The organism is Pseudohongiella acticola, assembly GCF_001758195.1.
GTDB classification, from domain to species: Bacteria; Pseudomonadota; Gammaproteobacteria; order Pseudomonadales; family Pseudohongiellaceae; genus Pseudohongiella; species Pseudohongiella acticola.
This window is the reverse complement of sequence record NZ_MASR01000003.1, coordinates 232,084-258,293: the sequence shown is the minus strand read 5'-3', so window position 1 is coordinate 258,293 and position 26,210 is coordinate 232,084. Positions and strand designations below refer to the sequence as shown.

Annotated in this window: 22 protein-coding genes; 8 read left to right on the top strand and 14 right to left on the bottom strand. The window is 56.1% G+C overall.

The window, feature by feature from the left end:
• Positions 1-12 precede the first annotated feature (12 nt).
• The 3 genes from pxpA to pxpB form a co-directional block, all read right to left on the bottom strand.
• On the bottom strand, positions 13-765 hold the full coding sequence (gene pxpA / locus PHACT_RS15380; protein ID WP_317622296.1) for a 5-oxoprolinase subunit PxpA: 753 nt from the start codon (positions 763-765) through the stop codon (positions 13-15).
• A 177-nt stretch (positions 766-942) separates the two neighbouring features.
• Positions 943-1,914, bottom strand: coding sequence for a 5-oxoprolinase subunit C family protein (locus tag PHACT_RS15375; RefSeq protein ID WP_070119150.1), 972 nt, complete (start codon positions 1,912-1,914; stop codon positions 943-945).
• Positions 1,911-2,603, bottom strand: coding sequence for a 5-oxoprolinase subunit PxpB (gene pxpB, locus PHACT_RS15370; RefSeq protein WP_083264734.1), 693 nt, complete (start codon positions 2,601-2,603; stop codon positions 1,911-1,913). The genes PHACT_RS15375 and pxpB overlap by 4 nt, the downstream gene beginning before the upstream one ends.
• Before the next feature lie 36 nt (positions 2,604-2,639).
• Between pxpB and PHACT_RS15365 the strand changes: the two genes are divergently transcribed.
• Together PHACT_RS15365 and PHACT_RS15360 are read left to right on the top strand one after the other, a co-directional pair.
• On the top strand, positions 2,640-3,389 hold the full coding sequence (locus PHACT_RS15365) for an SIMPL domain-containing protein (protein ID WP_070119149.1): 750 nt from the start codon (positions 2,640-2,642) through the stop codon (positions 3,387-3,389).
• A 121-nt stretch (positions 3,390-3,510) separates the two neighbouring features.
• A complete protein-coding gene (locus PHACT_RS15360) occupies positions 3,511-5,691 on the top strand; it encodes a PQQ-dependent dehydrogenase, methanol/ethanol family (RefSeq protein WP_083264732.1) in 2,181 nt (726 codons plus the stop codon).
• On the opposite strand, the gene uvrA is transcribed toward PHACT_RS15360, so the two are convergent.
• Entirely contained in the window at positions 5,655-8,516 is a 2,862-nt protein-coding gene (gene uvrA / locus PHACT_RS15355) for an excinuclease ABC subunit UvrA (RefSeq protein WP_070119148.1), read from the bottom strand. The two genes, PHACT_RS15360 and uvrA, sit on opposite strands and share 37 nt — an antisense overlap.
• A gap of 137 nt (positions 8,517-8,653) precedes the next feature.
• Between uvrA and ssb the strand changes: the two genes are divergently transcribed.
• The 4 genes from ssb to PHACT_RS15335 are packed head-to-tail and all read left to right on the top strand — an operon-like array spanning position 8,654 to position 12,182.
• Positions 8,654-9,223 carry a single-stranded DNA-binding protein gene (gene ssb / locus PHACT_RS15350; RefSeq protein WP_281201758.1) on the top strand — a complete coding sequence of 190 codons (570 nt, stop codon included), beginning with the start codon at positions 8,654-8,656 and terminating at the stop codon, positions 9,221-9,223.
• A 26-nt stretch (positions 9,224-9,249) separates the two neighbouring features.
• Complete coding sequence (locus PHACT_RS15345) at positions 9,250-10,155, top strand: SDR family oxidoreductase (RefSeq protein ID WP_070119147.1); 906 nt, start codon at positions 9,250-9,252, stop codon at positions 10,153-10,155.
• Positions 10,148-11,368, top strand: coding sequence for a molybdopterin molybdotransferase MoeA (locus tag PHACT_RS15340; RefSeq protein WP_070119146.1), 1,221 nt, complete (start codon positions 10,148-10,150; stop codon positions 11,366-11,368). Before PHACT_RS15345 ends, PHACT_RS15340 begins: the two co-directional genes overlap by 8 nt.
• A 40-nt stretch (positions 11,369-11,408) precedes the next feature.
• Positions 11,409-12,182 carry a hypothetical protein gene (locus tag PHACT_RS15335; protein ID WP_070119145.1) on the top strand — a complete coding sequence of 258 codons (774 nt, stop codon included), beginning with the start codon at positions 11,409-11,411 and terminating at the stop codon, positions 12,180-12,182.
• A gap of 294 nt (positions 12,183-12,476) precedes the next feature.
• On the opposite strand, the gene PHACT_RS15330 is transcribed toward PHACT_RS15335, so the two are convergent.
• The 8 genes from PHACT_RS15330 to PHACT_RS15295 form a co-directional block, all read right to left on the bottom strand.
• The gene (locus PHACT_RS15330) at positions 12,477-12,887 is read right to left on the bottom strand and encodes a CBS domain-containing protein (protein ID WP_070119144.1); all 411 of its coding nucleotides are present in this window, start codon (positions 12,885-12,887) and stop codon (positions 12,477-12,479) included.
• Between the two features lie 192 nt (positions 12,888-13,079).
• Positions 13,080-13,796, bottom strand: coding sequence for an extensin-like domain-containing protein (locus tag PHACT_RS15325; protein ID WP_070119143.1), 717 nt, complete (start codon positions 13,794-13,796; stop codon positions 13,080-13,082).
• Between the two features lie 34 nt (positions 13,797-13,830).
• Positions 13,831-14,403, bottom strand: coding sequence for a hypothetical protein (locus PHACT_RS15320; protein ID WP_070119142.1), 573 nt, complete (start codon positions 14,401-14,403; stop codon positions 13,831-13,833).
• Between the two features lie 223 nt (positions 14,404-14,626).
• On the bottom strand, positions 14,627-14,824 hold the full coding sequence (locus PHACT_RS15315) for a CsbD family protein (RefSeq protein WP_070119141.1): 198 nt from the start codon (positions 14,822-14,824) through the stop codon (positions 14,627-14,629).
• 88 nt (positions 14,825-14,912) lie between these two features.
• A complete protein-coding gene (locus tag PHACT_RS15310; RefSeq protein ID WP_070119140.1) occupies positions 14,913-15,245 on the bottom strand; it encodes a hypothetical protein in 333 nt (110 codons plus the stop codon).
• A 290-nt stretch (positions 15,246-15,535) separates the two neighbouring features.
• The gene (locus PHACT_RS15305) at positions 15,536-18,700 is read right to left on the bottom strand and encodes an efflux RND transporter permease subunit (protein ID WP_070119139.1); all 3,165 of its coding nucleotides are present in this window, start codon (positions 18,698-18,700) and stop codon (positions 15,536-15,538) included.
• Complete coding sequence (locus tag PHACT_RS15300; protein ID WP_070119138.1) at positions 18,697-19,881, bottom strand: efflux RND transporter periplasmic adaptor subunit; 1,185 nt, start codon at positions 19,879-19,881, stop codon at positions 18,697-18,699. The genes PHACT_RS15305 and PHACT_RS15300 overlap by 4 nt, the downstream gene beginning before the upstream one ends.
• Entirely contained in the window at positions 19,878-20,447 is a 570-nt protein-coding gene (locus PHACT_RS15295; protein WP_070119137.1) for a GbsR/MarR family transcriptional regulator, read from the bottom strand. Before PHACT_RS15295 ends, PHACT_RS15300 begins: the two co-directional genes overlap by 4 nt.
• A 297-nt stretch (positions 20,448-20,744) precedes the next feature.
• Between PHACT_RS15295 and PHACT_RS15290 the strand changes: the two genes are divergently transcribed.
• Both PHACT_RS15290 and PHACT_RS15285 read left to right on the top strand, forming a co-directional pair.
• Positions 20,745-21,173: a TIGR01244 family sulfur transferase gene (locus PHACT_RS15290; protein WP_070119241.1), complete on the top strand. Its 429-nt coding sequence runs from the start codon at positions 20,745-20,747 to the stop codon at positions 21,171-21,173.
• A gap of 124 nt (positions 21,174-21,297) precedes the next feature.
• Positions 21,298-23,010 (top strand): SulP family inorganic anion transporter, encoded by a 1,713-nt coding sequence (locus PHACT_RS15285; RefSeq protein ID WP_070119136.1) that lies wholly within the window; start codon positions 21,298-21,300, stop codon positions 23,008-23,010.
• A 19-nt stretch (positions 23,011-23,029) separates the two neighbouring features.
• On the opposite strand, the gene PHACT_RS15280 is transcribed toward PHACT_RS15285, so the two are convergent.
• Both PHACT_RS15280 and acs read right to left on the bottom strand, forming a co-directional pair.
• The gene (locus PHACT_RS15280) at positions 23,030-24,208 is read right to left on the bottom strand and encodes an acetyl-CoA C-acetyltransferase (protein WP_070119135.1); all 1,179 of its coding nucleotides are present in this window, start codon (positions 24,206-24,208) and stop codon (positions 23,030-23,032) included.
• Between the two features lie 55 nt (positions 24,209-24,263).
• On the bottom strand, positions 24,264-26,201 hold the full coding sequence (gene acs / locus PHACT_RS15275) for an acetate--CoA ligase (RefSeq protein WP_070119134.1): 1,938 nt from the start codon (positions 26,199-26,201) through the stop codon (positions 24,264-24,266).
• Positions 26,202-26,210 lie beyond the last annotated feature (9 nt).

The window sequence follows — 26,210 nt, the reverse complement described above, 5'->3', positions numbered from 1 at the left end:
TGGTTGAACGTTTTAAAGGCAGGCGCGGATTTGAATGCCGGCTTCGTTCAGGCGGTTGTGCAGCGTTCTGGCAAACTTCAACGCTTGCGGCGTGTCACCGTGGATGCAGAGCGTATCAGCAGAAATCGTGATCTGAGAACCATCGTTGGCCATCACGCGTTGCCCGGTGATGATGCTCAACGCCTGTTGCATGGCCTGTTCGGTATCTTCGATGACGGCGCCCGTTTGCGCGCGTGGCACCAGGTTACCGTCAGCCTGGTAGGCGCGATCAACAAAAGCCTCGGCGCAGACGTCCAGTCCGGCCTCTCGACCGGCGTCTAGCAATTGGCTGCCGGCCAGCCCGACAAGTGTTAACGAATCATCGAATGATCGAATGATGTCAGCGATCTGTCTGGCCAGGGTCAGGTCCCGGGCGGCCTGGTTGTAGAGCGCGCCGTGGGGTTTAACAAAACGGATGGCGACCGAGACTTCACTGGCCAGGTTCTGTAGCGACGTTAATTGCTCCAGCAATGACAGTTGTAATTGTTTTGCCGTCATGGCCATGACCTTGCGGCCCATGTTGTTGCGATCCGGATAGGAGGGGTGGGCGCCGATGCGCACGCCGTACTGCTTTGCGGTCAGCAAGGCGGCACGGATGTCGGTAGCGCTGCCAGCATGGGCGCCGCAGCTGATATTGGCTGATGAGACCAGCGTCAGCAGCTCCTGGTCAAAGTCGCCGCCTTCGCCAAGGTCGGCATTCAGGTCAATCTGCATTTCAGATGTCATTGAAGGCCCGCTTCCGGCAAACGACGCTCAAGACTGTCTTCGTAAACTATGCTCAAGGCTGACTCCGTAAACTACGCTCAAGGCTGTGCCCGCCAACGACGCTCAAGGCTGTGCCCGCAAACGACGCTCAAGGCTTTCTCCGCAAAAGACGCTCAAGGCTGTCTCCGCAAAAGACGCTCAAGGCTGTCTCCAGCCAAGCCATAGTTCCAGTTGTTTCAGTTTCAGTGACTGTGTCGCCGCCAGTGCCAGCGCTTCGTCAATGCTAATCTGCATGAAGTTGATAACCGTGCCGGGAGACAGGTAGGCCAGCTGCCAGAGATCGGCCGCGATCACGCTGCCCAACTGCGGATAACCGCCTGTGGTCTGGCCGTCGTTGCCCAGAATGATGGGCTGTCCATCAGGCGGCACCTGAATCGCACCAGGCAACACGCCGCTTGAATGTCGGTCTATATTCTGTTGCAGCTTCAGGCTCTCGCCATTCAGCCGCAGGCCCATGCGATTACTAAGAGGCGTCACTTGCCACTCGGTGTGCCAGAACGCAGACTGGCTGCGATCGGTAAACGCATCGTACTCCGGACCCGGTACAGTCCGCAACGTCATGCTGGCTTCAGCCTGCCTGATACCATGCGACTTGGCACCCTGGCTGGATTGTCGTGCCGAAGCAGCGACCGGTAACATGTCGCCAGCGCGCAGGGTCCGGCCCTGATAACCACCGAAACCGTTGTTCAGATCTGTGCTGCGCGAGCCCATGACCAATGGCACGTCGATGCCACCGGCGACAGCAAGACAGCTACGCTGGCCCGGCTCGGCTGCTGCCTGGCAATGGATGCGGTGGCTGGCAGGGATATCGTGAATGAAACCGGGGGTAAGGTATTTGACAACCTCATGCTTGCCATCCGGCGTCATCAGGCGCGCCCGCATGTCTGCCCCCATCAGCACGATCTGGATGTCCTGATGGGCTTTGAGCCAGGTCGGGCCAAAACTCACTTCGAGCCCGGCCGCGTCAGCTGAGTTGCCCAGCAACAGATTGGCTGCCATCAGCGCCGGCGTATCCATCATGCCTGTCAGTGGCACGCCCAGGTGGCGCAGCCCGGGTCGACCGGTATCCTGCACCGTCAGTAGCGGTGATGCCCGCAATACTTCCATCATGACAGTGTCTCCACGGCAACAAAGCGAAGTCGGTCTCCGGGTCTGAGCAGGCATGGAGGGCTTGCCAGCGGGTCAAACAGCCGGCTTCGGGTCTGGCCTATGATGTGCCAGCCACCCGGCGTGGCAGAGGGGTAAATACCTGTATAAAGCCCGCCAATGGCAACAGAGCCCGCGGGGATACGGGCCGCTGGCGTTTTCTTGCGGGCAATGGCAAGACTCGGGTCCAGTCCGCCAAGATAGGCGAAACCCGCCATGAAACCCAGACACTGAACCAGGTATTCGGGGGCGCAGTGGCGGTCAATGATGTCGTTCACGTCCAGGCCTGTATGACGTGACAGTTGTGGTAGATCGGGTCCGCCTTTGCCGCCATAACAGACCGGAATTTCAATCAGGGCAGGTGTTTCCCGGGTCTGCTCAAGGTCCAGCCATAACGCTTCCGCCTGCTGCAGCACCTGCTCGGCGATCACCTCGCGTTGCATGACCAGCAGCAGATTGCCTGGGCCCGGGACGACTTCCAGCAGCATTTGAGCACTTCCCGGAGCACCGCGCAGCGCCTGGGCCAGCTGACAGATTCGAATCTGCAGGGACTGGTCCGGCTGCGCTGCCTCGCCGGCTTGTCCGGGGGCGCCAAAGCTCAATAGAATTGCGCTCTCGTTGACATAACTTATGCTGGGTTCTGGTATGCTCATAGGGTCACTCTAATCCAGCTTCAGGGGTAATCACAAATGACAAATGAGAAATTTTCACCGGTTGTCAGAATTTTTGTTGTCCTGCTTGTCAGCGTCATGGCGCTGGTCTCTCTATCGGTCTCTTCATCCGTCTATGCACAGCAGTCACTTCTGCCAGCGGGGCAGACCCTGGTCACACTGTCGGTAACTGAACGCGTCAGTGTGGAACAGGATCTTGTTATCGCCAGTTTACGGATCGAGGTTGAAGATGCTGATGCGACGGTGGTCCAGAATCGTATCAATACCGACATGGCAGAGGCGCTGGAACAGGCCCGTGGTGTCGATACGGTCAGTCAGAGCACAGGCTACTACAATGTTTATCAATACGAGCGGCAACCGGAAGGTGGGCGGGCGCAAACGCTGTGGCGCGGATCACAGAGCCTGACGCTGGAAAGCAGGGACGCGCAGGCGTTACTGGCACTGGCCGGCGAACTGCAGGCCATGGGCTTTGTCATGAATCAGGTGTCTTACCAGTTGAGCACAGAGCGTGCCGATGAGGTCAGGGACTCACTGATGGAGGCCGCCATCGTCCGTGCGACAGAGAAAGCGGAGCGCGCCGCAGCTGCTCTCGGCAAGTCGCGTGTCGACATAGCGGTACTGGAGGTGGATACGTCGTCCGGCGCTTCTCAACCGAGAATGATGCGTGCGATGGCGGATACCGGCAGCAGGGAAATGACGCCACCGAGTGCGGAAGCGGGTGAGACCGAGGTGACGCTGACAGTGCGTGTTGAGGCCGTGGCACAATAAAGCAGTAAACCACGCTGACCGAACGGGTGCTCTTCCGTGCTTGCGCTGGGGTCTGTGGCTGTTTATGCTCATGTCGGTGACAGACCATGCCATAACAAACAGAATAACAGGAATAAAGTTTATGCGTATTAAGACCCGGGTTCACACGCCCGCCCGCCGCTTTTTTGTTAACCGTGCCTTGTTTGGCCTGATTGCTGCTGGTTTGCTGGCCGCCTGTTCGGGAGAGCAGGACGCCGCTGTGTCTTCTCCCACCATGACAGACCGGGAGATGACAGCCGGCAGTGAGGCCAGTCGCACGTTTCAGCCGGTTGATCGCGCCCGTGTCGTCAACGCTGCCGGTAACAACAGTGATTGGCTGACGCATGGTCGCACTTACGCAGAAGATCGCAACAGTCCGTTATCACAGATCAATCGCGACACGGTAACAGACCTGGGTATGGCCTGGGATTTTGAACTGGATACCGACCGTGGCCAGGAGGCAACGCCTCTTGTTATTGACGGCGTAATTTACCTGACGTCGGCCTGGAGCAAGGCGTTTGCTCTGGATGCACGCACCGGCGAAGAACTGTGGCGCTACGACCCGGAAGTGCCTCGCGAGTACGCGGTTAATGCCTGTTGTGACGTGGTCAACCGGGGCATGGCAGCCTGGGGTGACAACGTCTATTTCGGTGCGCTTGATGGCCGCCTGATCGCCCTGGACCGGGAAACCGGTGATGTTGCCTGGTCAACCGTCACTGCAGACCCGGAACAGCGTTACACCATTACCGGCGCTCCGCGCATTGTTGATGGCAAGGTCATCATCGGCAATGGTGGCGGCGAGCTGGGCGTGCGCGGTTATGTTTCGGCTTATGATGCTGAAACCGGGGATCAGGTTTGGCGTTTTTATACCGTGCCAGGTAACCCCGCAGACGGTTTTGAGAATGATGCCATGGCCATGGCTGCGGAAACCTGGGCTGGTGAATGGTGGCAGATTGGTGGCGGCGGCACGGCCTGGGATTCCATGGCCTATGACCCGGAGCTGGACCTGCTCTACATTGGTGTCGGTAACGGCAGCCCGTGGAACCATGAAATCCGCTCCGACGGTCAGGGTGATAACCTGTTCCTGTCGTCAATCGTGGCGTTGCGCCCTGATACCGGTGAGTACGTCTGGCATTTTCAGACCACGCCAGCCGAATCCTGGGATTACACGGCAACCCAGCACATGATTCTGGCTGACCTGGAGATAGACGGTCAGATGCGCGAAGTCATCATGCAGGCTCCCAAAAATGGTTTCTTTTATGTGATTGATCGCGCCACCGGCGAGTTCATCTCCGGTGAGAACTACGTTGAAATCAACTGGGCCAGCGGCCTGGATGCCGTCACCGGCCGTCCCATCGAAGCCGAAGTGGTACGTTATCAGCGCGACCCGGCGGTTGTTATTCCCGGCCCGCTGGGTGGTCACAACTGGTACCCGATGTCTTTCGACGCCGACACCGGCCTGGTTTACATCCCGACCCAGAACACCTCATATGTTTACTCCAATCCGGCCGAATTTGTTGAACAGTCAGTTGGTTGGAATCTTGGGCAGGATGCGGCACCAGGCGAACCAGTCAATCCTGAAGAAGCCGAACGGGTACTGCAGATGTCACCGTCGGCCCTGCTGGCATGGGACCCTGTGGAGCAGCGTGAGGTGTGGCGCGTGAATTATCCGGTGTATGGCAACAGTGGGTTGTTATCAACCGGTGGCGGTCTGGTATTCCAGGGCTCGGCAGATGGCTTTTTCCACGCATATACCACCGATACCGGTGAACATCTGTGGTCGCATGAAGTCGGGGATGCCATCCTGGGCGGACCGGTCACCTATGAGCTGGACGGGGAACAGTACGTGCTTGCACTGGCGGGTCAGGGCGGTGCCATACCGTTGACCATGGGGCGTCTGTCAGGCAATTATCCACGTGAGCGAAATGGTCGCTTGATGGCATTCAAGTTGGGTGCTGACATGCAAAGCCCGACAGTAGCGATTACGCCGCTCGAACCACTGGACGTGTCCGCTGCCAGTAGTGAAGGCGATGCCGATTATGGCGCTATCATGTATAACGCCTACTGTTCTGTGTGTCATGGCCCGTTTGGCATGACATCGGGCCCGATTCCTGATCTGCGCTATACTCCAATGTTGTTGACCGAAGCAGGCTTCGCCAGCATCGTACTCGAAGGCAGTCTGGTAGACCGCGGTATGCCAGGGTTTGCTGCTGACATTGGGCCGGCAGAGGCCGAAGGCATTCGCGCTTACCTGCTGGAACTGGCGGCGTCGGTGGCAAACTGAGAGAACAGGCGCGCGAGGTAGTGTCCGGTATGGGATGCTGTTGAGCGCGCCACGTCTTCCGGCGTGCCCTCGGCGACTATCTGGCCGCCACCGTTGCCTCCCTCGGGCCCAAGATCGACAATCCAGTCAGCAGTCTTGATGACGTCCAGATTGTGTTCAATGACCACAATGGTGTTGCCCTGGTCGCGCAGCTTGTGCAGCACGGCCAGTAGCTGACGTATATCCTCAAAATGCAGGCCGGTGGTGGGCTCGTCCAGAATGTACAGCGTCTGGCCGGTATCGCGCTTGGACAATTCCTTGGCCAGTTTTACACGTTGGGCTTCGCCGCCTGACAGTGTTGTCGCAGCCTGGCCCAGGCAGATGTAGGATAGCCCCACATCCATCAACGTCTGCAGTTTGCGGGCAATCGCGGGCACCGGGTCAAAGAATTCCCGGGCGTCTTCAATGGTCATGCCCAGCACTTCACTGATGTTCTTGCCTTTATATTTCACTTCCAGGGTTTCGCGGTTGTAACGTTTGCCGTGACAGATGTCGCAGGACACGTAGACATCGGGCAGGAAGTGCATTTCTACTTTGACCATGCCGTCACCCTGACAGGCTTCGCATCGACCGCCCTTGACATTGAAACTGAAACGGCCCGGATTGTAGCCCCGGGTCCGGGCTTCCTGAGTGCCAGCAAACAGCTCTCGCACCGGCGTGAAAATGCCGGTATAGGTAGCCGGGTTGGATCGGGGTGTTCGCCCAATCGGACTCTGGTCGATGTCGACAACCTTGTCCATCAGCTCCAGGCCTTCGATACTTGCGTGCGGCGCCGCTTCCAGTGTGGTGGCACCATTAAGCCGGGTCGCCGCCACCGGATACAGCGTGTTGTTGATCAATGTCGACTTGCCGGACCCGGAAACCCCGGTGATGCAGGTGAACAGGCCCAGTGGTATTTTTAAAGTTACGTTCTGTAAGTTGTTGCCGCTGGCATCTGTCAGGGTCAGCATTTTTTTGCCGTCAGGTTTATTTCGCTCAGTCGGTATTTCGATGCGGCGCTTGCCTGACAGATACTGGCCTGTCAGTGAATTTTCGGCGGCGACAATATCGACGACCTGGCCTTGTGCCACAATCCGGCCACCGTGCACACCCGCACCGGGACCAATATCAATGACGTGATCGGCGCTGCGGATGGCGTCCTCATCATGCTCAACCACAATCACGGTATTGCCAATGTCGCGCAAATGAAACAGCGTCGACAGCAGGCGATCATTGTCGCGTTGATGCAGGCCAATGGAGGGTTCATCCAGAATATACATGACCCCAACCAGGCCGGCACCAATCTGACTGGCCAGCCGAATCCGCTGCGCCTCTCCACCGGAAAGGGTGTCGGCGCTGCGGCTCAGCGTAAGATAGTTCAACCCAACATCAATCAGAAACTGCAGGCGCTGTTCCAGTTCACGCAGGATTTTGTCAGCAATGGCTGCGCGCGAACCCTGCAATTCAAGATCATGGAAATAGTCAAACGCCTGCACAATGGTCATGCAAGTGATGTCAGGCAGCGTGGTGCCTTCGATATAGACATGACGGGCATCACTGCACAGCCGGGTGCCTTCGCAATCGGGGCAGGCGTGTGAACTGAGGTATTTCGCCAGGTCGTCGCGTACCGTCTGTGATTCGGTTTCGCGGTAGCGTCGTTCCATATTGGGCAGAATGCCTTCAAAGGCATGGCGTCGGACCGTGCTGTCGCCGCGGTCGTTCATGAAACGGAAATCGATGTCTTCGCCATCGCTGCCGTGCAGGACAATAGTCTGCTGGCGCTTGCTCAACTCTTCAAACGGGGTGTCTACTGCAAACCCGTAATGTGCCGCCAGCGAGTTGAGCATCTGGAAGTAGTAAAAATTGCGTCTGTCCCAGCCGCGAATGGCGCCTTCGGCCAGCGACAGCGAGGTATCAGTCATGATGCGTTGGGCATCAAAGAACTGTTTTACCCCCAGTCCATCGCAGCTGTTGCAGGCACCGGCGGGGTTGTTGAAGGAGAACATGCGCGGTTCCAGCTCGGTGATGCTGTGGCCGCACACCGGGCAGGCAAAGCGAGAGGAAAAGGTCAGCTCGTCCTGTGCTGCGTCCTCATCCATGAACGCTATGCTGACCAGGCCATCGGTCAGTTGCAGTGCGGTCTCCAGGCTTTCTGCCAGCCGCGTCTGAATATCCGCACGCACCTTGAGGCGGTCGATAACGGCATCAATCCTGTGTTTCTTGTTCTTCTCCAGTGTCGGAGGGTAGTCCAGTTCAGTAACCGTACCATCCACGCGTGCGCGGATAAAACCGCCGCCGAGCAGCTCCTTGAACACGTGAAGATGCTCGCCTTTGCGATCACGCACCACTGGCGCCAGGATCATGATTTTGCTGCCCTCTGGCAACGCCAGAATCTGGTCGACCATCTGACTGACGGTCTGTGCCTGCAGTTTCTTGTGATGGGTGGGGCAGAAAGGCTCCCCGGCACGGGCAAACAGCAGGCGCAAGTAGTCGTAAATTTCGGTGATGGTGCCGACAGTGGAGCGCGGGTTGTGGGAGGTTGATTTCTGTTCGATGGAAATGGCGGGGGAGAGCCCTTCGATGTGGTCGATGTCGGGTTTATCCATCATCGACAGGAACTGACGCGCGTAGGTCGACAGTGATTCGACATAACGCCGCTGACCTTCCGCGTACAGTGTGTCAAATGCCAGTGATGATTTACCGGACCCTGACAGGCCGGTGATGACCACCAGCCTGTTGCGAGGGATGGTCAGATTCACATTCTTCAAGTTATGGGTTCTGGCACCCCGGATCGTGATCTTGTCCATGTCTTTCCCGCATTTCCCCGCGCCATTGGCGCAACAACAAAACAGGCAATTATGGGCAATATTGGATCATATCGCAAAGCGGATTATGCTTTGTCAGCATTTTGTTGCGATGTCGGCGAAAACGCCGGATTCATGCTATGCTTCAGACACAAGCTCAGTACAACCGGACAGGAGGACAGCACAAGGTGGCAAGTCGCGGCGTAAACAAAGTGATATTGGTAGGCAATGTAGGCAAGGATCCGGAAACCCGCTATTTGCCCAGCGGTGGCGCGGTCACCAATGTGGCGCTGGCCACCAGCGACACCTGGAAGGACAAGAACACCGGGCAGCCGCAGGAAAAGACAGAATGGCACCGTATAGTGTTCTTCAACCGTCTGGCTGAAATCGTTAATGAATATGTGCGCAAGGGCAGCAAGCTTTATATTGAGGGCCGATTGCAGACCCGCAGCTGGGAGCAGGATGGTATTACCCGCTACGCCACTGAAATTGTTGCCAATGAGATGCAGATGCTGGATTCGCGCGGCGGCGCCAGCCAGAATGACCAGTTTGGTCAGGACAGCCGCCAGGAGCCGCAATCCAGCTACGGTGGCTCATCATCAGGTGGTAATGCAGGGCCGGCCCGAGGCGGGCAGCCGCAGCAACCGGCCGGCAACAATCCGTCGCGGCCGGCAGATTTTGATAACTTTGATGACGACATACCGTTCTGACAGGCGGGCCGGAGCAGACACCGCAGGTGAAGCTATTAATTATTGGTGCCGACAGTGGTGTCGGTGTGGAACTAGGCAAACTTCTGGATGAGCGCCAGATCAACTGGGTAGCGCCGGACTCCGCTGCCATGCTGGCAAAAGATCCGCTCAGTGTGGCCAAGGTGATTACTCAGGCAGCGCCGGACCAGGTGATTAACCTGGCCGCTTTTGCTGCCGGCAGTCAACATGCGGTGGTCGAAGCCGAGAATCACAAAGATCAGTGTGAGCTGATCAATGTGAAGCAGGCAGAGCTGGTCGCTCAGGTGTGTGACCACCTGCATATCCCGATGATCCACCTGTCAACGGCGCATGTGTTTGGTGGCGACAAAAAGCTGGCCTACAATGAGCAGGATCTGCCCAAGCCCCTGGGCACGTATGGGCAAACCGCGCTCGCGGCCGAACAGGCCATCGCGTCTACCATCAAGCAGCACATTATTGTCCGTGCCGGCTGGCTGTTCGGCCGCAATCAGGATGAAGTGCTGCGGCATTGGCTGGAAGAGTTGAAGAAAGGCGATGGCAGTGTCACTGTCAATCGCCGCAAATTTGCGCCGACCCCGATAGAAGACCTGGCCAGGGTTCTGCTGGCAGTATGCCAACAGGTTGACTGTAATGCCGACGTCTGGGGTATCTATCACTATGCTGCGCTTGAGCCGCTGCGAGAAAGCGAGTTTGTCCAGCAACTGGTAAAATTTGCCGCTCAGCATGACGAAGCGGTGTATCGGCTGCTGGATCACCTTACGATCAATCTTAGCCGGTCAGAGCCCCCCCAGATTGCCAATGCCACCTTGGCGACCAAAAAGATTTTCGAGACCTTTGGTATCAAGCCGCGGCCCTGGCACGGCAGCCTGCAGCGATTGGTAAAGTCCTGGTACAAGGCGCGTGGTGATGCCTGAGTCAGCAGCCAGTGCACTCATGCCCATCGATGTAGCGCTGACGCAGTTACTGCATGACGCCAGGCAGAGAATTGCCGGTGAGACCGTTGCCCTGTCGCAGGCTGACGGACGCATCGCGCTCGATGCGGTATCGGCAGCCTGCGATGTGCCACCCTGGAATAACAGTGCGATGGACGGGTATGCCGTTGACAGCGCCTGTCTCGAACCTGAAGTGCCTTTATTTGTCAGTCAGCGAGTACCGGCGGGCATAGCGCCAGACAGGCTGCGCGCGGGCACGGTCGCTCGTATCTTCACCGGAGCACCCATGCCCGAGGGCGCTGACGCAGTTGTGATGCAGGAGAACTGCGAGCGTGACGGCGAAAATATCAAGGTCATCAAACCGGTAATCGCGGGAGAAAATGTACGGAACAGAGGCGCTGATGTGCAACAGGGCAGCGTATTGCTGCCAGCCGGGCATCGTCTGCGACCACAGGACATTGGTCTGCTGGCTGCCACCGGGCAGCCAGCAGTCGTTGTCGGCCGGCGTCCCCGGGTTGTGTTGATGGCGACTGGCGATGAACTGGTGGAACCAGGTTCGGCGCTGCGTCCGGGACAAATTTATAACAGTAACGTCTATACTCTGGCAGCGTTGTTGCGAGTGCTCGGCATCGAGCCATTGATTGTCGGCCGACTACCGGATTCACTGGCGGAGACAGAGGCAGCACTGCGCAGCGCAGCAGCCCAGGCTGACTGCATCATCACCAGTGGTGGGGTGTCTGCCGGTGAGGAGGACCATGTGCGGACTGCGTTGCAACGCTGTGGTCAGCTGGCGATCTGGAAACTGGCGTTGAAGCCAGGCAAACCTTTTGCCTATGGCAAGATCAACAACGCCGTACTGTTTGGTCTGCCGGGTAACCCGGTGTCGGCATTTGTCACGTTTCTGTTGCTGGTACGACCTGCGTTGCTGGCGATGATGGGCGCGTCACACTGCAGCCTGCCAGAGCGTCATGAAAAGGCCGGCTTCGCATTGCCCGAGTCAGGAGAGCGGCAGGCGTATTTGCGGGCATGTTTGCACACCGGGGACGGGGACAGGCACCTGCAGTTGCTACCCGATCAGAGCTCGGGTGTGTTGAGCTCGGTTTCCCGGGCTGACGGGCTGGCAATCATACCGGCATTCACGTCGGTTGCCCCTGGCGATCAGTTGAGATTCCTGTCCTTTAGTGACATAGTTTGAATAGATGATTTATTGCACGGCCCCTGTGAGCAACGGTTAAATGAAAATCCGCGAACGCTTTGATGTCAGGTTTATTTTGACCGCCATGCGCCTGTTAACGACGGCGAGCCTGACGCTGGTCCTCGTTAGCTGTGAGTTGGCTCCGCCAGAACGCGAGACCGGCGCCACCGTCGTAGCGGAGTCAGAAACACCGGAAACCATTTCGATTGCCGAGCAGCTCGCTGCCGAAGCCGAGCGCGAAGACGCTGAGCGGCAACGCCGTTATATTGCCGATATTCTTTATGATGGCATGCGGGCATTACGCACTGACAGGCTGATGACACCGGCTGAAGACAGTGCCTATCATTATTTCAGTCGCGTGCTGGCATTTGAACCTGAGAATACGGTCGCCCGTGACGGTATGCGCGATATTGCCCTGCGTTACGTTCAACTGGCAGACACCGCGTCCCGACAGGGTCAGTTCGACAATGCCGAAACCTTCCTGCGGCGCGCCAACAGTGTTGATCCCGAACTGCCTGCCATTGCTGCTGCCCGGCAAACGCTGGCGGCGGCTCGGGCCCAGACACACAGTGTGCACAGGCTAAACAACCGTGAACTGTCGCAGAGACAGCCCGCGGTTGTGCAGCAGCTGGAAGAAATTGCCAGACTGGTGGCCGCGAACAATACCTTTGTTCTCATCACCGCCCCCAATGATGAGCTGGGCAGATGGATCTATGCGCAGCTGCAGACGTCGATGGCACAGGCGCGCCTGCGGGCCGATATAGAAATTGGCGAGCAGGCCTCTGTTCGCCTGGTGTTGCCGCGGTCTTCATGACAGAAAACTGTTGATGAAAAACCTGATCAGGCTTCATCAATCTGACATATTAAACCGTTAAAGTACTCACTATCGGCAGCAAGCGAGGGTCGAGTGACAGGGTAATGACTCTTCGTGGAAGGTGAGTGATTAGCAACGTCAGTTCTTTACCGATTGTAAGTAGTGGTTTTCTTCATATTAGACCGGAATGCGCTGTACTACGGCATTCCGGCTTTTTTTTGCCCGTGCTTTTTGTTCTTGTTAGGAGCCGTTCCTACTTCAGGCGCTTCCTGGTGCGATCAGGCCGGAATATGATCATGAGGTCGCACCCAGTTTTCTGATGCCGGCCAGAATCTGGCGGCAGGTAATCTGTCCGACCAGTTGATTGTTGTCCGACACAACGGGCCTGCGGCGCTGTCCTTTTGCCAGCATGTCGGTGGCGACGTTGATGATATCGTCGCTGATGCGAGCTGAATTGATATTCTCCGAGACCATGTGTTCCCGTACCAGTCCCACAGTGCCCTGACTGTAGGTGGCATCCAGAATGCCGCGAAGGCAGTCCAGCTCTGACAAGATGCCTAGCAGAAAGCCTTCTTCATTGATGACACACAACCCCGACACCCGGCTCGCGGTGATCCGGTCTACAGCCTCCAGCAAGGAAGCCTCGGGCGATATGGTTACCGGTTTCTCCAGCATGTAATCTTTAAGGTCGACGGAACGCAGCATGATTTGTTCTCTTTATGCTCTGTAACTATCTTTGTTATTTTTGATGAAGCGTTTCGCAAAGTGTGGTCAGGGAGGTCAGAATTTGATTGCTTCTGGCAATCTCAGTGTAACCGCCAGTCGGCGCCGATTCAACAATGCCTTTATTTATATGCTGATGGAAGTTCACAGGCGCCGACATCTGGCAGGTGTCCATCATTGGCATAAGCCAAACCGGCTGCTGTCCAGGTGGAAATGATTGGCATGAGCCGCATTGTATTCAGGGCCCAGTGTTGCACCAAAATAACCACAGGCAGCCTCATGAGAGGCGCGCAGGAAAGCCGCTTTAGCAGCAGCGGAGTCACTGTCCCAATCGCGCAGGACATTAACGTCATCGCCGTTTTCCATAGTGAAGCCTGCAACATCCAGTGCTGATGCTGTCGCGTGTTCGCTGCGTCTGCCGGTCTCCCGGCCGTAGACATTGCGACAGGCGAACGTGCCCAGGTGCGCGACACTATCAATTGCGCTGTCCAGATGCGTCAGGGCGAGGGGTTGCAATGCCTGATACTCATACATACTCCAGCGAACCAGCAACGGACATGCGATCGTGACGGGGGAGCTGAACTCAATGCCGGTTCGGGTGATTCGGACAACGTTTCTCAAGGGGCAGTTCTCTACGGGCGTGTAGTCTTCCAGGGGAAGGTAATCCAGGAAGTTGTCGGGCGCAGAGGCCAATACCTCAAGACAGCGCTGTGGAGAATCGTTCAGGCGAGCCAGTTTCCACTTGGTCACCGGGTTCATAGGGTGAGTCAGCGATAGCGGCGACGCCGGGTTCCAGTGGTCAGGAAGATGCTGCCAGGGCTTTAGTACAGTGATCGCGGCTGACAATGTTAAAGCAACCGCCCCGGTAAGCAGCAATCGACGCACTGCCATGATCTGCTCCTGTTGTGAGCTCCCATTATGCCTGTCAGTCGCCTGGTTTTGCGTCTATTTCGTGGACTTTAACATCGCTGGCGTGGTGATTTTTCAGAGTCTCGAGAATATCGCGCTCTCGTGATGCATCAAGTAGCCGGACGAAAAGCAGAATATGACCTTCGTCAATTTGTTGCTGTAAAAAGTCGGCGTCACTTTGATGAATTATTTTACTGGCCAGGGCACCGACCAGACCAACGGCAACAACACCGCTGAGGGCCGCCAGTAAGGCGCCACCAAAAACTGCTGAAGACGCCACAACAGCGCCGGCAGCACCGGTTGTGCCGGCAAAGAAAAGGCTGCCGCCGAGAGAATCCTGCTGTTCATTGGCGGCGTTCTTATCAACAAAAGCGGTTACCGGCGCTTTGTCCGGTTCATGGCTATTGTTGGTGAAGGTATAGAATTCTTCGAGCGACTCGCGAACGGAATGCTCAGTTGCCAACAAGCCCAGCTGTTCACGACTGACGCCTGATGCCAGTAGCGCTCTGACCGCCTGTTTAAGGTTATCCGGGTCAATAAAAACGGCGATAGCTTCTCGAACTTTTGCTTTGTCGTCAGTGTTAGTCATAAGGTTCCTTGTCCTTGGCGGGCACAGAAGGTGACCGACTGCCAAATGGGAATGTGCTTATTTCTTCAACAACAATCTGAAAGCATAACCAGTATGATCGCAAAAATCCAGCCACGTCCAGCTTAGCGGCCGTTGTCCCGGATCAGAAACAGAACGACCCCGAAGTGGCAGCGTTGCTGCCGGCTGTCGGGGTCGTCATAGCGTGGCACTAGCGTGCCACCCATCAGTAATCTTTAAGATATTCGTCGACGTCTTTCTGGGCCTGCTCTTTGTCCTTGCCATAACGCTCCTGAACCATGCCCACCAGACGTTCACGATTGCCGTCGATGCGGTCAAGATCGTTGTCGGTGAATTTGCCCCAGCGCGCTTGCATGGAACCTTTCATCTGCTTCCATTTGCCTTCCAGAATGTCACCGTTCATAACTGAATCCTTTTTAACAGAATTGAAACTTTCAGGCTGTGGCGGCACACCGATGTGTGCCGCTACAGAGACTGTTGCCGACCAACATTTATTCAATGCTGGTGATGGCGTTGTTGCTCATTTTTTCGTCAACAGCATCAACAATCTGCTGGTACTGCTCTTCACCAATGGGTTCAGCGTTAACCACATCTTCATCAGAGAAGTCGGCTTCCGGCAGAACCTGTTTGACGTCTGCAGTGGTGACGGTTTCAGTCGCTGTTTCCTGAAGCTCAAGTGCTGGCAGCGCAGCTTTCAACTCACGCATATCCAGAGTGCCGTTGCTGTCCATATCAGCTTCGCTGAATGAAGGATGGTCGTCGGCGACAGCAAAGGCTGACAGGGAAAACAGGAAAGTTGATGCAATCATAAGTGACTTTTTCATCTTTATATCCTCGCGGTTTTCAGTGGTTGAAATCTGGCTCTACGAACATCTTCTGTTTTAGAGCCTTGCAGGAAGATACGTTGCACAGGGCGTGCCAGTTTTTATAAATACAATAAAAACAAACACTTGTGTGTTTTTCCATCAAGACGAGTGTTGGCAATCTGTCGGGGGCGCAGGACATTTGTCCTGGCCTGTGACCAAGTGCCTGATTTTACGGTGATTGGGTGTATTGCAGACCCAACACCCGACTGACGCTGACGTCTGCCGGGGTGTGGGCGTTGATCAGCGGGTCATGTGTGCAATGGGTCCGGGGTCTGATTTTGCCCCTGATCCGGATACTGGTTCTGGGTAGATTTGCCTTTCACCAATGCGGTCAGGTCTTCCAGAATCAGGTAGAGGGAGGGAATCAGGAACAGTGTCAGTACTGTGCCGAAGGCTATGCCAAAGCCCAGTGACAGTGTCATCGGAATCACCATCTGTGCCTGCATGCTGGTTTCAAACATGATTGGAAACAGGCCCAGGAATGTGGTCAGGGAAGTCAGCAGAATGGCGCGAAATCGACTGGTACCCGCATCTACCACGGCATCCAGCATGGACATGCCATCACGTCGGGCGCGATTGACAAAATCGACCAGAATCAGACTGTCGTTAACAATGACACCGGCCAGCGCGACCAGGCCAAACAGTGACATCATGCTGAGTGTGGTGTCGAACACAATGTGTCCGATCAACGCGCCTATCATGCCAAACGGAATAACCGCCATGACAATGAAAGGCTGCATATACGACTTGAGCGGGATCGCCAGCAAGGCATAGATCAGAAACAGTGCGGCGACAAAACAAATGGCGATTCGGGCGATCAGCTCAGCCTGTTCCTGACTGGCGCCACCCAGGCCGAAGGTTACATCGGGATAGGTAGCGGTCAATTCGGGCACATAATTCTGCATGATGTCCCGTATGACGGCCGCCGATTGCGCAACTTCAGGGTCAACATCCGCCGTGACAGATACGGTTCGTTGCCGATCTATTCGGTTGATGGTTGAAAAGCCTTCGCCAATGGATGCATCTGCGACCTCGGAGAATGGAACTTCGTTGCCATCGCTGGTTCTGATGCGCATGCCCTGCAGGCTGGCAATTGATTCCCGGTCAGCTTCCGGGTAGCGCACCATGACTTTGAGCTCATCTCTGCCACGAAGCAGACGCTGAGCCTCTTCGCCGTAGAATGCCTGACGTACCTGAGTGCCCAGGGTTGATGCGTTCAGTCCCAGTTGCTCGGCATTGGGTTTTATCTGCAGGCGAATTTCTTCGCCACCACGGCTGTACGAATTGGTGACATCGAAGACACCGGTATAACTACCCAGCTTTCTTTCGAGATCGTTGGCAGCCATCTCCAGCTGTGAATAGTTGGCGCCCATCAGTCGCAGGTTAATCGCCGAACCGCCACCTGCGCTGGTGCTGGAGAAAAACCGCAGATCGCGTGCGCCAGGTATTGTTGCCACTCGGGCGCGCCAGCGTTGCTCAATCTCCAGAGCCGTCACCGAGCGCTCTTCAGACTTGGTGAGCTCGACAAGGACCTCGCCACCGCTGTCACCGTTAGTGAAAACCATGACATGATCAACCGGGTTCTCGTCCGGGTATTCTTCATTCAGCGTCAGTATGGCCTGCTCCATTTGTGCCAGGGCATTATTTCTGGCTTCGAAAGAAGAGCCTTCGTTCATGCTGACACTGGCCTGGATGAAGTCGCTGGGTATGTTGGGGAAAAACTCGAAGCGGACCAGGCCGCCTATGATCAGGCCGGCACAAAGAATCAGTGCGGTGATGAATCCGGCGACGGTGGCATAACGATTAGAGACCGCTTTGATCAATGCCGGTTTGTAGGCATCGTTAATGAAACGCGACAGACCACGCGCCACCCATTGCTGATAGCGCTCCAGCGGGCTGGCTTTCTTTGGCTTTATCTTCTTCAGGCGTGTGTGCGCCAGGTGAGCTGGTAGAATCAGTTTGGATTCGATCAGGGAGAAAAGCAGGCACAGAATGACCACCATGCCAATCGCTTCAAAGAAGGGGGCGACCTGACCACCGACCAGCAACATGGGGGCAAACGCCGCGATGGTTGTCAGGACACCGAAGGTCGCCGGTACGGCAACACGTTTTACGCCACTGATGACATTGTCCAGGCTGTGGCCATTCTTGCTGACCTCGGAATGCACGCTCTCTGCGGTGATGATGGCATCGTCAACCACGATACCCAGGACCAGAATCAGACCAAACAGGCTGAGCATGTTTATATCAACAGGGAAGGGACCCATTGGCATCAGAAATACGGCGCCAAAGAAACTGATTGGAATTCCAACCATTACCCACAGGGCAATTTTCAGGCGCAGGAATGTGGTCAGCACCAGAAAAACCAGCATGGCACCCATCAGCAGATTACCCAGCATCATGTTGAGCTGTGCTTTCAGGTAAAAGGCGTTGCTGCCCCAGCTATCTATGCTGACACCGGGCGGGAACCTGCTTTGGTTTTGTGAGATATATTCAGAAACAGCGCGATCGATATCAAGAACGTTTTGTTCCGGCGTTGCCATGACCTGGATGTTGAGCGAGCGATTACCGTCAAATCGGGAAAAATTTTCGGTTTCGACAAAGCCATCAACAATGGTGGCGATATCTTTGACCAGCAGGCGGCTGCCATCAGGGTTGGTGCGCAGTACGATATTGCCGAACTGCTCGCCGGTATATGATTGCTCCTGGGTGCGTAGCTGGATGCGACCGGTATCGGTGCGAATGGAACCGCCGGGGACATCAACTGACGCGTTGCGAATTGCAGCCGCCACCTGACCCATGGTCAGGCTGTATTTGCGCAAGGTGTTTTCTGATACTTCGATGGCTATTTCGTAGTCGCGGTCACCCTGAATCTGGGCCTGACTGACTTCCGGCAAGAGCAGAATATCGTCGCGAATGTCCTGTGCCAGCGTTTTCAGGGCGCGATCATCAAGATTGCCGAAGATGGAGACCTGCAACACTGGCTGGGTGATTTCAATTTCCCTGACCACCGGGCGCTCTGCATCGTCCGGGAATGTTGAAATGCGATCAATCCGGCTCTTTACCTCATTGAGTAGTTCAGCGACGTCATAACTGCCAGAGACTTCCATCATCATGCTGCCAGAGCTTTCGCGCGCCGTGGAGTTGATGCGATTGATACCGCTGAGGCCCTGTATGGCTTCTTCCATCGGCACCACGATGGCGAGCTCCACTTCTTCCGGAGCCGCACCGGGATACGCCATGCTGGCCGTGATCATGCGGGTTTCAAATTCCGGAAACACCTGCACCTTGATAAAGAACACCGATGCTATGCCGGCGCCGATGATGAACAGCATGAGCAGGTTGGCAGCAACCGAGTTGGTGCTGAACCAGGCGATCAAGCCTTTGTGTTTGGTGCGTGGAATGGCTTTCATGATTGGCCTGCATCTGGATTGACGCGCATACCCTCAATGGGGATGGGAACGGGTGACACGATCACTCTGTCGTTGTCGTTAAGCCCGTCGTTGATGTATACCCGATTGGCATCGCTGCGAATGACATTGACCTGACGCTGGCGCAAACGCTGCTCCATATCCATGACCAGCACCTGATCGCCATTGCGCAGGGCCTCGAGCGGAATGTCGAATACACCGGTGATCCGGTTGCCTTCGATCTCGGCATTAACAAAGGATCCCGCCGGCAGTGGCGGTAGATCGCTACCTCCCTGCATGCCATAGGGATCTACCACGCGTGCCACGGCATAATGCATCCGGCTATTGCTGTCGACGACACCTTCGGTGCGCACAATCTCTGCCTGCCAACGATGTTTTTTACCGGCTACGGTTGTGTGTAGCGTAACCTGGGTGGCATTGACAGGCGCCAGTTGTCCCGGCTCCGGAAGTGTCAGCCAGCGACGGTCGCTGTCGCTCAGAGGTAGTCTGATTTCCGCGTAGTCGGTGGCAAAGAGGTTGGCAATCTGTGCGCCAGTACCCAGGTATTGACCGATCTCTGCTGATTTTTCACGTACCAGGGCATCGTAGGGGGCCCGCACGGTGGTGCGATCCAGTTGCCGCTGAGCCCGGCTCAGTTCCGATTCCGAATACAGGACACGGGCTTCCGCCTCGCGCAGGAAAGGGGTGCGCAGCGCCAGGACAGGGGCGTTTTCGCGAGGGCGTCCGGACAGATCCCATTCTCGTGCAGCCTGATCAGCCTGGGCCTGCTGTTGTGCCAGCTGAGCCTCGGCGGTCAGCAGGTTGGCCCGTGCCTGTTCGACCGCGACTTCGTAGTCTGCAGGATCTATGACCAGCATGACTTCGCCGGCACTGAAGAAACCACCGGTGACCAGTTTGTCGGAAACGGAAATGACGCGGCCCGAGACTTCGGCGACGATGGTTGTCTGCGTTCGTGGCGCCACTGTGCCCTGTGAATTGATATTAATATTCATGTCCCTGCTGATGACGGTCAGCGTTTGCACAGGAACGACACGCTCTGCCGTCGGCGTGCTGGGAGGCTGGGGCCTGAACATGATCATGGCGGCGGTCGCGGCGCTGCCAACAGCGATGATGAGAAATGGCAGTAACCACTGTCGACTTTTTTGCCAGAGTCTGGATTTCATGAGGGTTCCTTGATCATGCTGTTGTTCGGATCAGTCTGTTGCCAACGTTGTTTGCTGGTGGTTTCAGACAATCGGGTTATCAATGACTCATTACTCACTGCTGCTTCGCGATAAAAATGTTGCATCTCCTGCAGGCGTTCCTTGGTCTCGCTCAGACTGTCAGGGATGTTCCTGTCAGCGGTTTCAACAATGCTCTGTATATGGCGCATGCGCTGCAGATAAACACTGATCATGCGCAGGAACGGCGTCTTGCTAAGCTGGTAATAATCCTGACGATCACCCGGCATGCTGATTTTTTCAATGAATCCTACGCTAGCCAGTTTGCGGGCATTGGTGCTGATACTGCCGCGACTGACTTTCAATTCTTCGGCCAGCTGGGCAAAGCTCACTGGACCACCATGAATAATAAAATAACCCGCGATGCGGCCGGCAATTCTGGGCATGCCATCTGTCTGCGCGTTGAGGCCCATCTGTTCGACAAAATAATTGATGCCATCAAGGTCGTCATCCTGTCTTGCGGATTGCTGAGACTGGTTGTGGTGGCGCGGGCTTGTGTCTGTCTGCATGCTAAGGTTCGGTAGTGTTTAATTGTGACTGAATAGAATGAATGTTACCTGAATACACACTTCTGTGTCATAAATTGCATGAATGGATGCGATAAACGGCGGCATTGACCGGTCAGTCGGATCGGTTTGAGTTCTCGAATGAGGTTCTGGTGCGCCCGGCCTGGCCTGTTTGAGCAAAAATGCGTGCAAGTCGGCACACAGCGCTGAATTGAATGTGTTAGCGCGCTACAATAACGCCTGCTAACGCGCATAATGGTCGAAAAGACCGGCTTTTTGCCGGCAAACATGGAGTTGAATATGACAGCAAAGCAAGTGACAGACGAATTTTCGGTTGCAGAACAATTGACTGCCGATGATGTAGATGTAATGGCGGCAGCCGGCTACAAGACCATTATCTGCAATCGGCCGGATGGAGAGGCGGTCGGCCAGCCTCCGGTATATCAAATTCAGGGCGCTGCCGAAGACCATGGCCTGACGTTTCGCCACATTCCGGTAGTTTCTGGCCAACTGAGCTTGCAGGACATAGCTGATTTCACTGAGGCACTGGATGAATGTCCGGCGCCTGTGCTTGCCTTCTGTCGTTCTGGTACGCGCTCCATTCAACTGTGGGGCCTGGTCAAAGGCCTGAAAGGTATGCCACCGGAAGAGATTGTCGAGCGCGGCGCAGCGCTGGGTTATGATCTTCGCGGCGTTGCCGGCTGGCTGGCGCAGCAAAAGCAGGAATAGCAGCCTCTGTCTGGATCGCGCCCGGCTCTTTACACGCTACCGGCTTTTTATATGCTACCGGCACTTTACAAGCTACCGGCACTTTAAGCGCTTCAAGCACTATTGATAACAGAGCATTGAACCTATGTCGGTGCGTTATTTGCCCGTTCTGAGCTGGTCCCGAACTTATACCCGTCAGCAATTTGCCGATGACCTGCTGGCATCGCTGATTGTCATGGTGATGCTGGTACCGCAGTCGCTGGCTTATGCCATGCTGGCGGGCCTGCCGCCAGAGATGGGCCTGTACGCCAGTATGCTGCCGTTGATTGCGTACACCTTTTTGGGCAGCAGCCGGGCTTTGTCTGTGGGGCCTGTCGCCGTTATTTCGCTGATGACGGCGGCTGCCATTTCAGGACTGGGCCTCACCGACCCCGCACAACTTATCTCTGCTGCCATGGTTCTGGCGCTGATGTCGGGGCTGATGCTGGTACTGATGGGAATTCTGCGCCTGGGCTTTCTTGCAAATTTCCTGTCGCATCCTGTTATTGCCGGTTTTATTACCGCCTCCGGTATTCTGATCGCGGTTAGCCAACTCCCGGCCATTCTGGGTATCAGCGCGTCGGGTCGCAACCTGCCGGAGCAGCTGCTGTCCCTGCACTCAGCAATCATCACAGCCTGGCCCGGTTTTAATAGTCCAACCCTGGTCATTGGTTTTACAGCACTGGTTTATCTGTTCTGGGCCCGCAGCTGCCTGTCGCCGCTGTTGCGCAGAGCGGGGGTGCCAAAGCGTGCCGCGGTTATTGCGGGTCGACTCAGCCCGATTGTGGCCGTGATTGCCAGCGCCGGTGCTGCCTGGTATTTCAGACTGGGTGATCATGGCCTTGCTCTGGTCGGCGAGGTGCCAGCAGGGTTGCCCGCACTGGGTGTGCCGGTGTTCACGTCGATTCCATGGGCCAGTCTGACGGGGCCCGCCCTGCTGATTGCCGTGCTTGCCTTCGTCGAGTCGGTGTCTGTGGCGCAGGGGCTGGCGGCAAAGAAACGCCAGCGTATTGATCCGGATCAGGAGCTGATCGGGTTGGGGGCCGCCAACCTGGCAGCGGGCTTCTCTGGTGGATTTCCGGTCGCTGGTGGTTTTGCCCGTTCTGTAGTCAACTTCGATGCCGGCGCGGCCACGCCCGCCGCGGGTCTGTTTGCTGCCATTCTGATTGCCGGCGCCACATTTGTGCTGATGCCGTTGTTGGCCTGGCTGCCCACGGCGACACTGGCAGCTATCATTATTGTTGCGGTGTGGTCGTTGCTGGATATCGCTATCGTCAGTAAAGCCTGGCGCTATTCGCGGGCTGACTTTCTGGCAGTCACCACAACCATCGGTCTGACTTTGCTGGCCGGCGTGGAAACAGGCATCGCTGCCGGCATTCTGGTTTCCATTCTGGTGCATCTGTACAAAAGCTCCCGGCCCCATGTCGCGATTGTGGGAGAAATAGCCGGCAGCGAGCATTTTCGCAATGTTGCGCGTCATCAGGTAATTACTCACGCTCACATCCTGTCTTTGCGCATCGATGAAAGTCTGTATTTTGCCAATACCCGCTATTTTGAGGATCTGATCTACAAGGAGGTTTCCGAGCGCACTGAGCTTCAGCACGTGATTTTGATGTGCAGCGCTGTCAATGAAATTGATTTGAGTGCGCTTGAGTCGCTTGAGGCCATTAACCGCAGACTGAACGAGCTGGGGATCAAACTGCATCTGTCGGAAATCAAGGGGCCGGTCATGGATGCCTTGCAGCGCTCAGATCTGATAAGGGATCTGAGCGGCCAGGTATATCTGAGTCAACACCTGGCCGTGCAGGATTTGCTGTAGTCAGTTCTGCAGCACTGTATTAGCGTTCTACAGCAATGGCTACACCCTGGCCACCGCCGATACACAGCGTCGCCAGGCCCTTGTGGACGTCCCGACGCAGCATTTCATGGATCAGAGTGACCAGCACACGACAACCGGATGCACCGATGGGATGGCCCAGGGCAATTGCGCCGCCATTGACGTTGACCTTGTCCATATCCCATTGGAGTTCCTGGCCCACCGCAAGCGATTGCGCTGCAAACGCCTCATTGGCTTCTATCAGGTCCAACTCTGGCAGCGTCCAGCCGGCATTCTCCAGACAGCGACGCGTGGCGGAAACCGGCCCGATACCCATGATTTTGGGGTCGACACCGGCATTGGCCCATGCCTTGATGGTCACCAGCGGGGTCAGGCCAGCGCGCTCGGCAGCGGCCCTGCTGCAGACTACCACTGCCGCCGCACCGTCATTCAGACCTGAGGCATTACCCGCGCTGACGGTACCGTCTTTCTTGAATACGGCAGGCAGTCGCGCCAGTGATTCCGCTGTGGTGCCGCTGCGAGGTCCCTGGTCCCGGTCTACGACAACCGGGTTGCCTTTGCGCTGTGGTATTTCGATACTGATAATTTCGTTTTTGAATCGACCGTTATTGATGGCGTCGTTAGCCTTTTGTTGTGACAACGCGGCAAACGCATCCTGATCGGCACGGCTGATGCCATACTTTTCCGCCAGGTTCTCTGCGGTTATACCCATGTGATAGTTGTTGAATGCATCCCACAGGCCATCGTGCAACATGGTATCGATGGCCTGCCAGTGGCCCATTTTCTGTCCGGTGCGCGAGTTGGGCAGAACGTGCGCGGACTGGCTCATGTTTTCCATGCCGCCCGCTACGATCATATCTGCATCACCAGCCATGATGGCCTGAGCGGCCAGGTGGACAGCCTTGAGCCCCGAGCCACAGACCTTGTTGATGGTCATGGCCGGTGTTTCAACACCCAGGCCGGCATTGATGCTTGCCTGCCGGGCGGTGTTCTGCCCGCAACCAGCGGTCAGTACGTGCCCCATAATGACTTCGTCAATGTCTTCAGGTTTGATGCTGTTGGCGCCCAGCAGGTGTCGGATAACCTGGCTGCCGAGATCGGATGCGCTGACGCCAGCGAGGTCGCCCTGAAATGTGCCGATGGGGCTGCGCCCGGCTGCTACGATAACAAGATCCTGCATAATGGTTGCCTGTAAAATCAGTTGAATAAAATGTGTGTCTGGGCTGCCTTTGAGATCACCGGTTGTGACGGTTGGCTATTAGTTGCTCAACCACTGAAGGATCGGCCAGTGTTGATGTGTCGCCCAGGTTATCAGTCTCATTGGCGGCAATTTTGCGAAGAATTCTGCGCATGATTTTGCCCGATCGTGTTTTGGGCAGGCCCGGTGCAAACTGAATAATATCGGGTCGGGCGAAAGCGCCGATTTCCCCGGCTACAAACGCGACCAGCTCCTTGCGCAAGGCATCAGATTCCTCGACACCCAGCATTAACGTGACATAGGCATAAACAGCCTGACCCTTGATGTCATGGGGAAAGCCAACAACGGCAGCCTCAGCCACTTTCGGATGCAGGACCAGTGCGCTTTCAATTTCGGCGGTGCCCAGGCGATGGCCGGAAACATTGATGACATCATCGACCCGACCAATGATCCAGTAGTACCCATCTTCGTCGCGACGCGCGCTGTCGCCGGTGAAGTAGTATCCCGGGTAGGCGGTAAAGTAAGTGTCTACGCAGCGTTGATGATCGCCAAACACTGTGCGGATCTGACTGGGCCAGCTCTGGGTGATCACCAGATTGCCCTTGCCGGCACCGGTAATGATGTTGCCGTCAGCGTCCAGCAGTTCAGGTTTTACGCCAAAAAAAGGCAGTGTTGCCGAGCCCGGTTTCAGGTCGGTAACACCGGCCAGCGGACTGATCATGCTGGCACCGGTTTCGGTCTGCCACCAAGTATCAACGATGGGGCAGCGCTGCTCGCCGACAACATTGTAATACCACTCCCAGGCTTCAGGATTGATAGGTTCGCCCACTGAGCCCAGCAGGCGCAGAGATTGCCGTGACGTTGCCTGCACGGGTTCATTGCCCATGCTCATCAACGCTCTCAGCGCGGTGGGTGCGGTGTAAAAGATAGTCACCTGATGCTTGTCGATGACCTGCCAGAAGCGCGATGCGTCAGGGTAAGTGGGTACGCCCTCAAAAACAAGTGACGTGGCACCATTGCACAGTGGGCCGTAGACGATGTAACTGTGGCCGGTGACCCAGCCGACATCGGCGGAGCACCAGAATACGTCGCCTTCGTGATAATCAAAAATGTACTTGTGGCTGATGGCTGCGCTCAACAGATAACCGGCTGTGGTATGCAGCACGCCTTTGGGTTTGCCGGTTGAGCCGGACGTATAGAGAATGAAAAGAGGGTCCTCGGCGTCCATGACTTCGGCCGCGCACTGATCGTCGACCTGATCGATGGCGTCGTGATACCAGACGTCGCGTCCCTGTTTAAATGACACCTCGGCATTGGTGCGTTTGACAACAATCACGCTGTGTACGTTGGGACAATTGGCCAGTGCTTTATCGACATTGTCCTTTAACGCGATCACTTTGCCGCCACGTATTCCCTGATTCGCGGTAATCACGCTCTGACAATCGGAGTCGAGAATTCGATCCTTGATGGCGTCCGGCGAGAAGCCACCAAACACGACAGAGTGGATTGCGCCAATACGGGCGCAGGCCAGCATGGCGTAAACCGCTTCGGGAATCATGGGCATGTAAATGCAGACGCGGTCGCCTTTTTTCACGCCGCGCTGTTTGAGCACATTGGCCAGCCGGCACACCGCCAGGTGCAGGTCACGGTAAGTGATGGGAAGGCTGTCGGCGGGGTCGTCACCTTCCCATATCAGGGCAGTCTGATCAGCGCGCTGAGGCAGATGCCGGTCAACACAATTCCAGCAGGCATTGAGTTTGGCGTCTTTGAACCACGATACATCAGCCTTGCTGAAGTCGCCGCTTAGCACTTTGCTCCAGGGCTGAAAAAAGCCCAGAAACTGTTCGGCCTGTTCACCCCAGAAGGTTTCCGGATCGTTGATCGATTGTTCATACATGCGCTGGTATCCGGCCTTGTCGATCAGACTGTGTGATGCCTGCTCAGGATTTACCGGATATACGTGAGATTGCGACATGATGCTCTC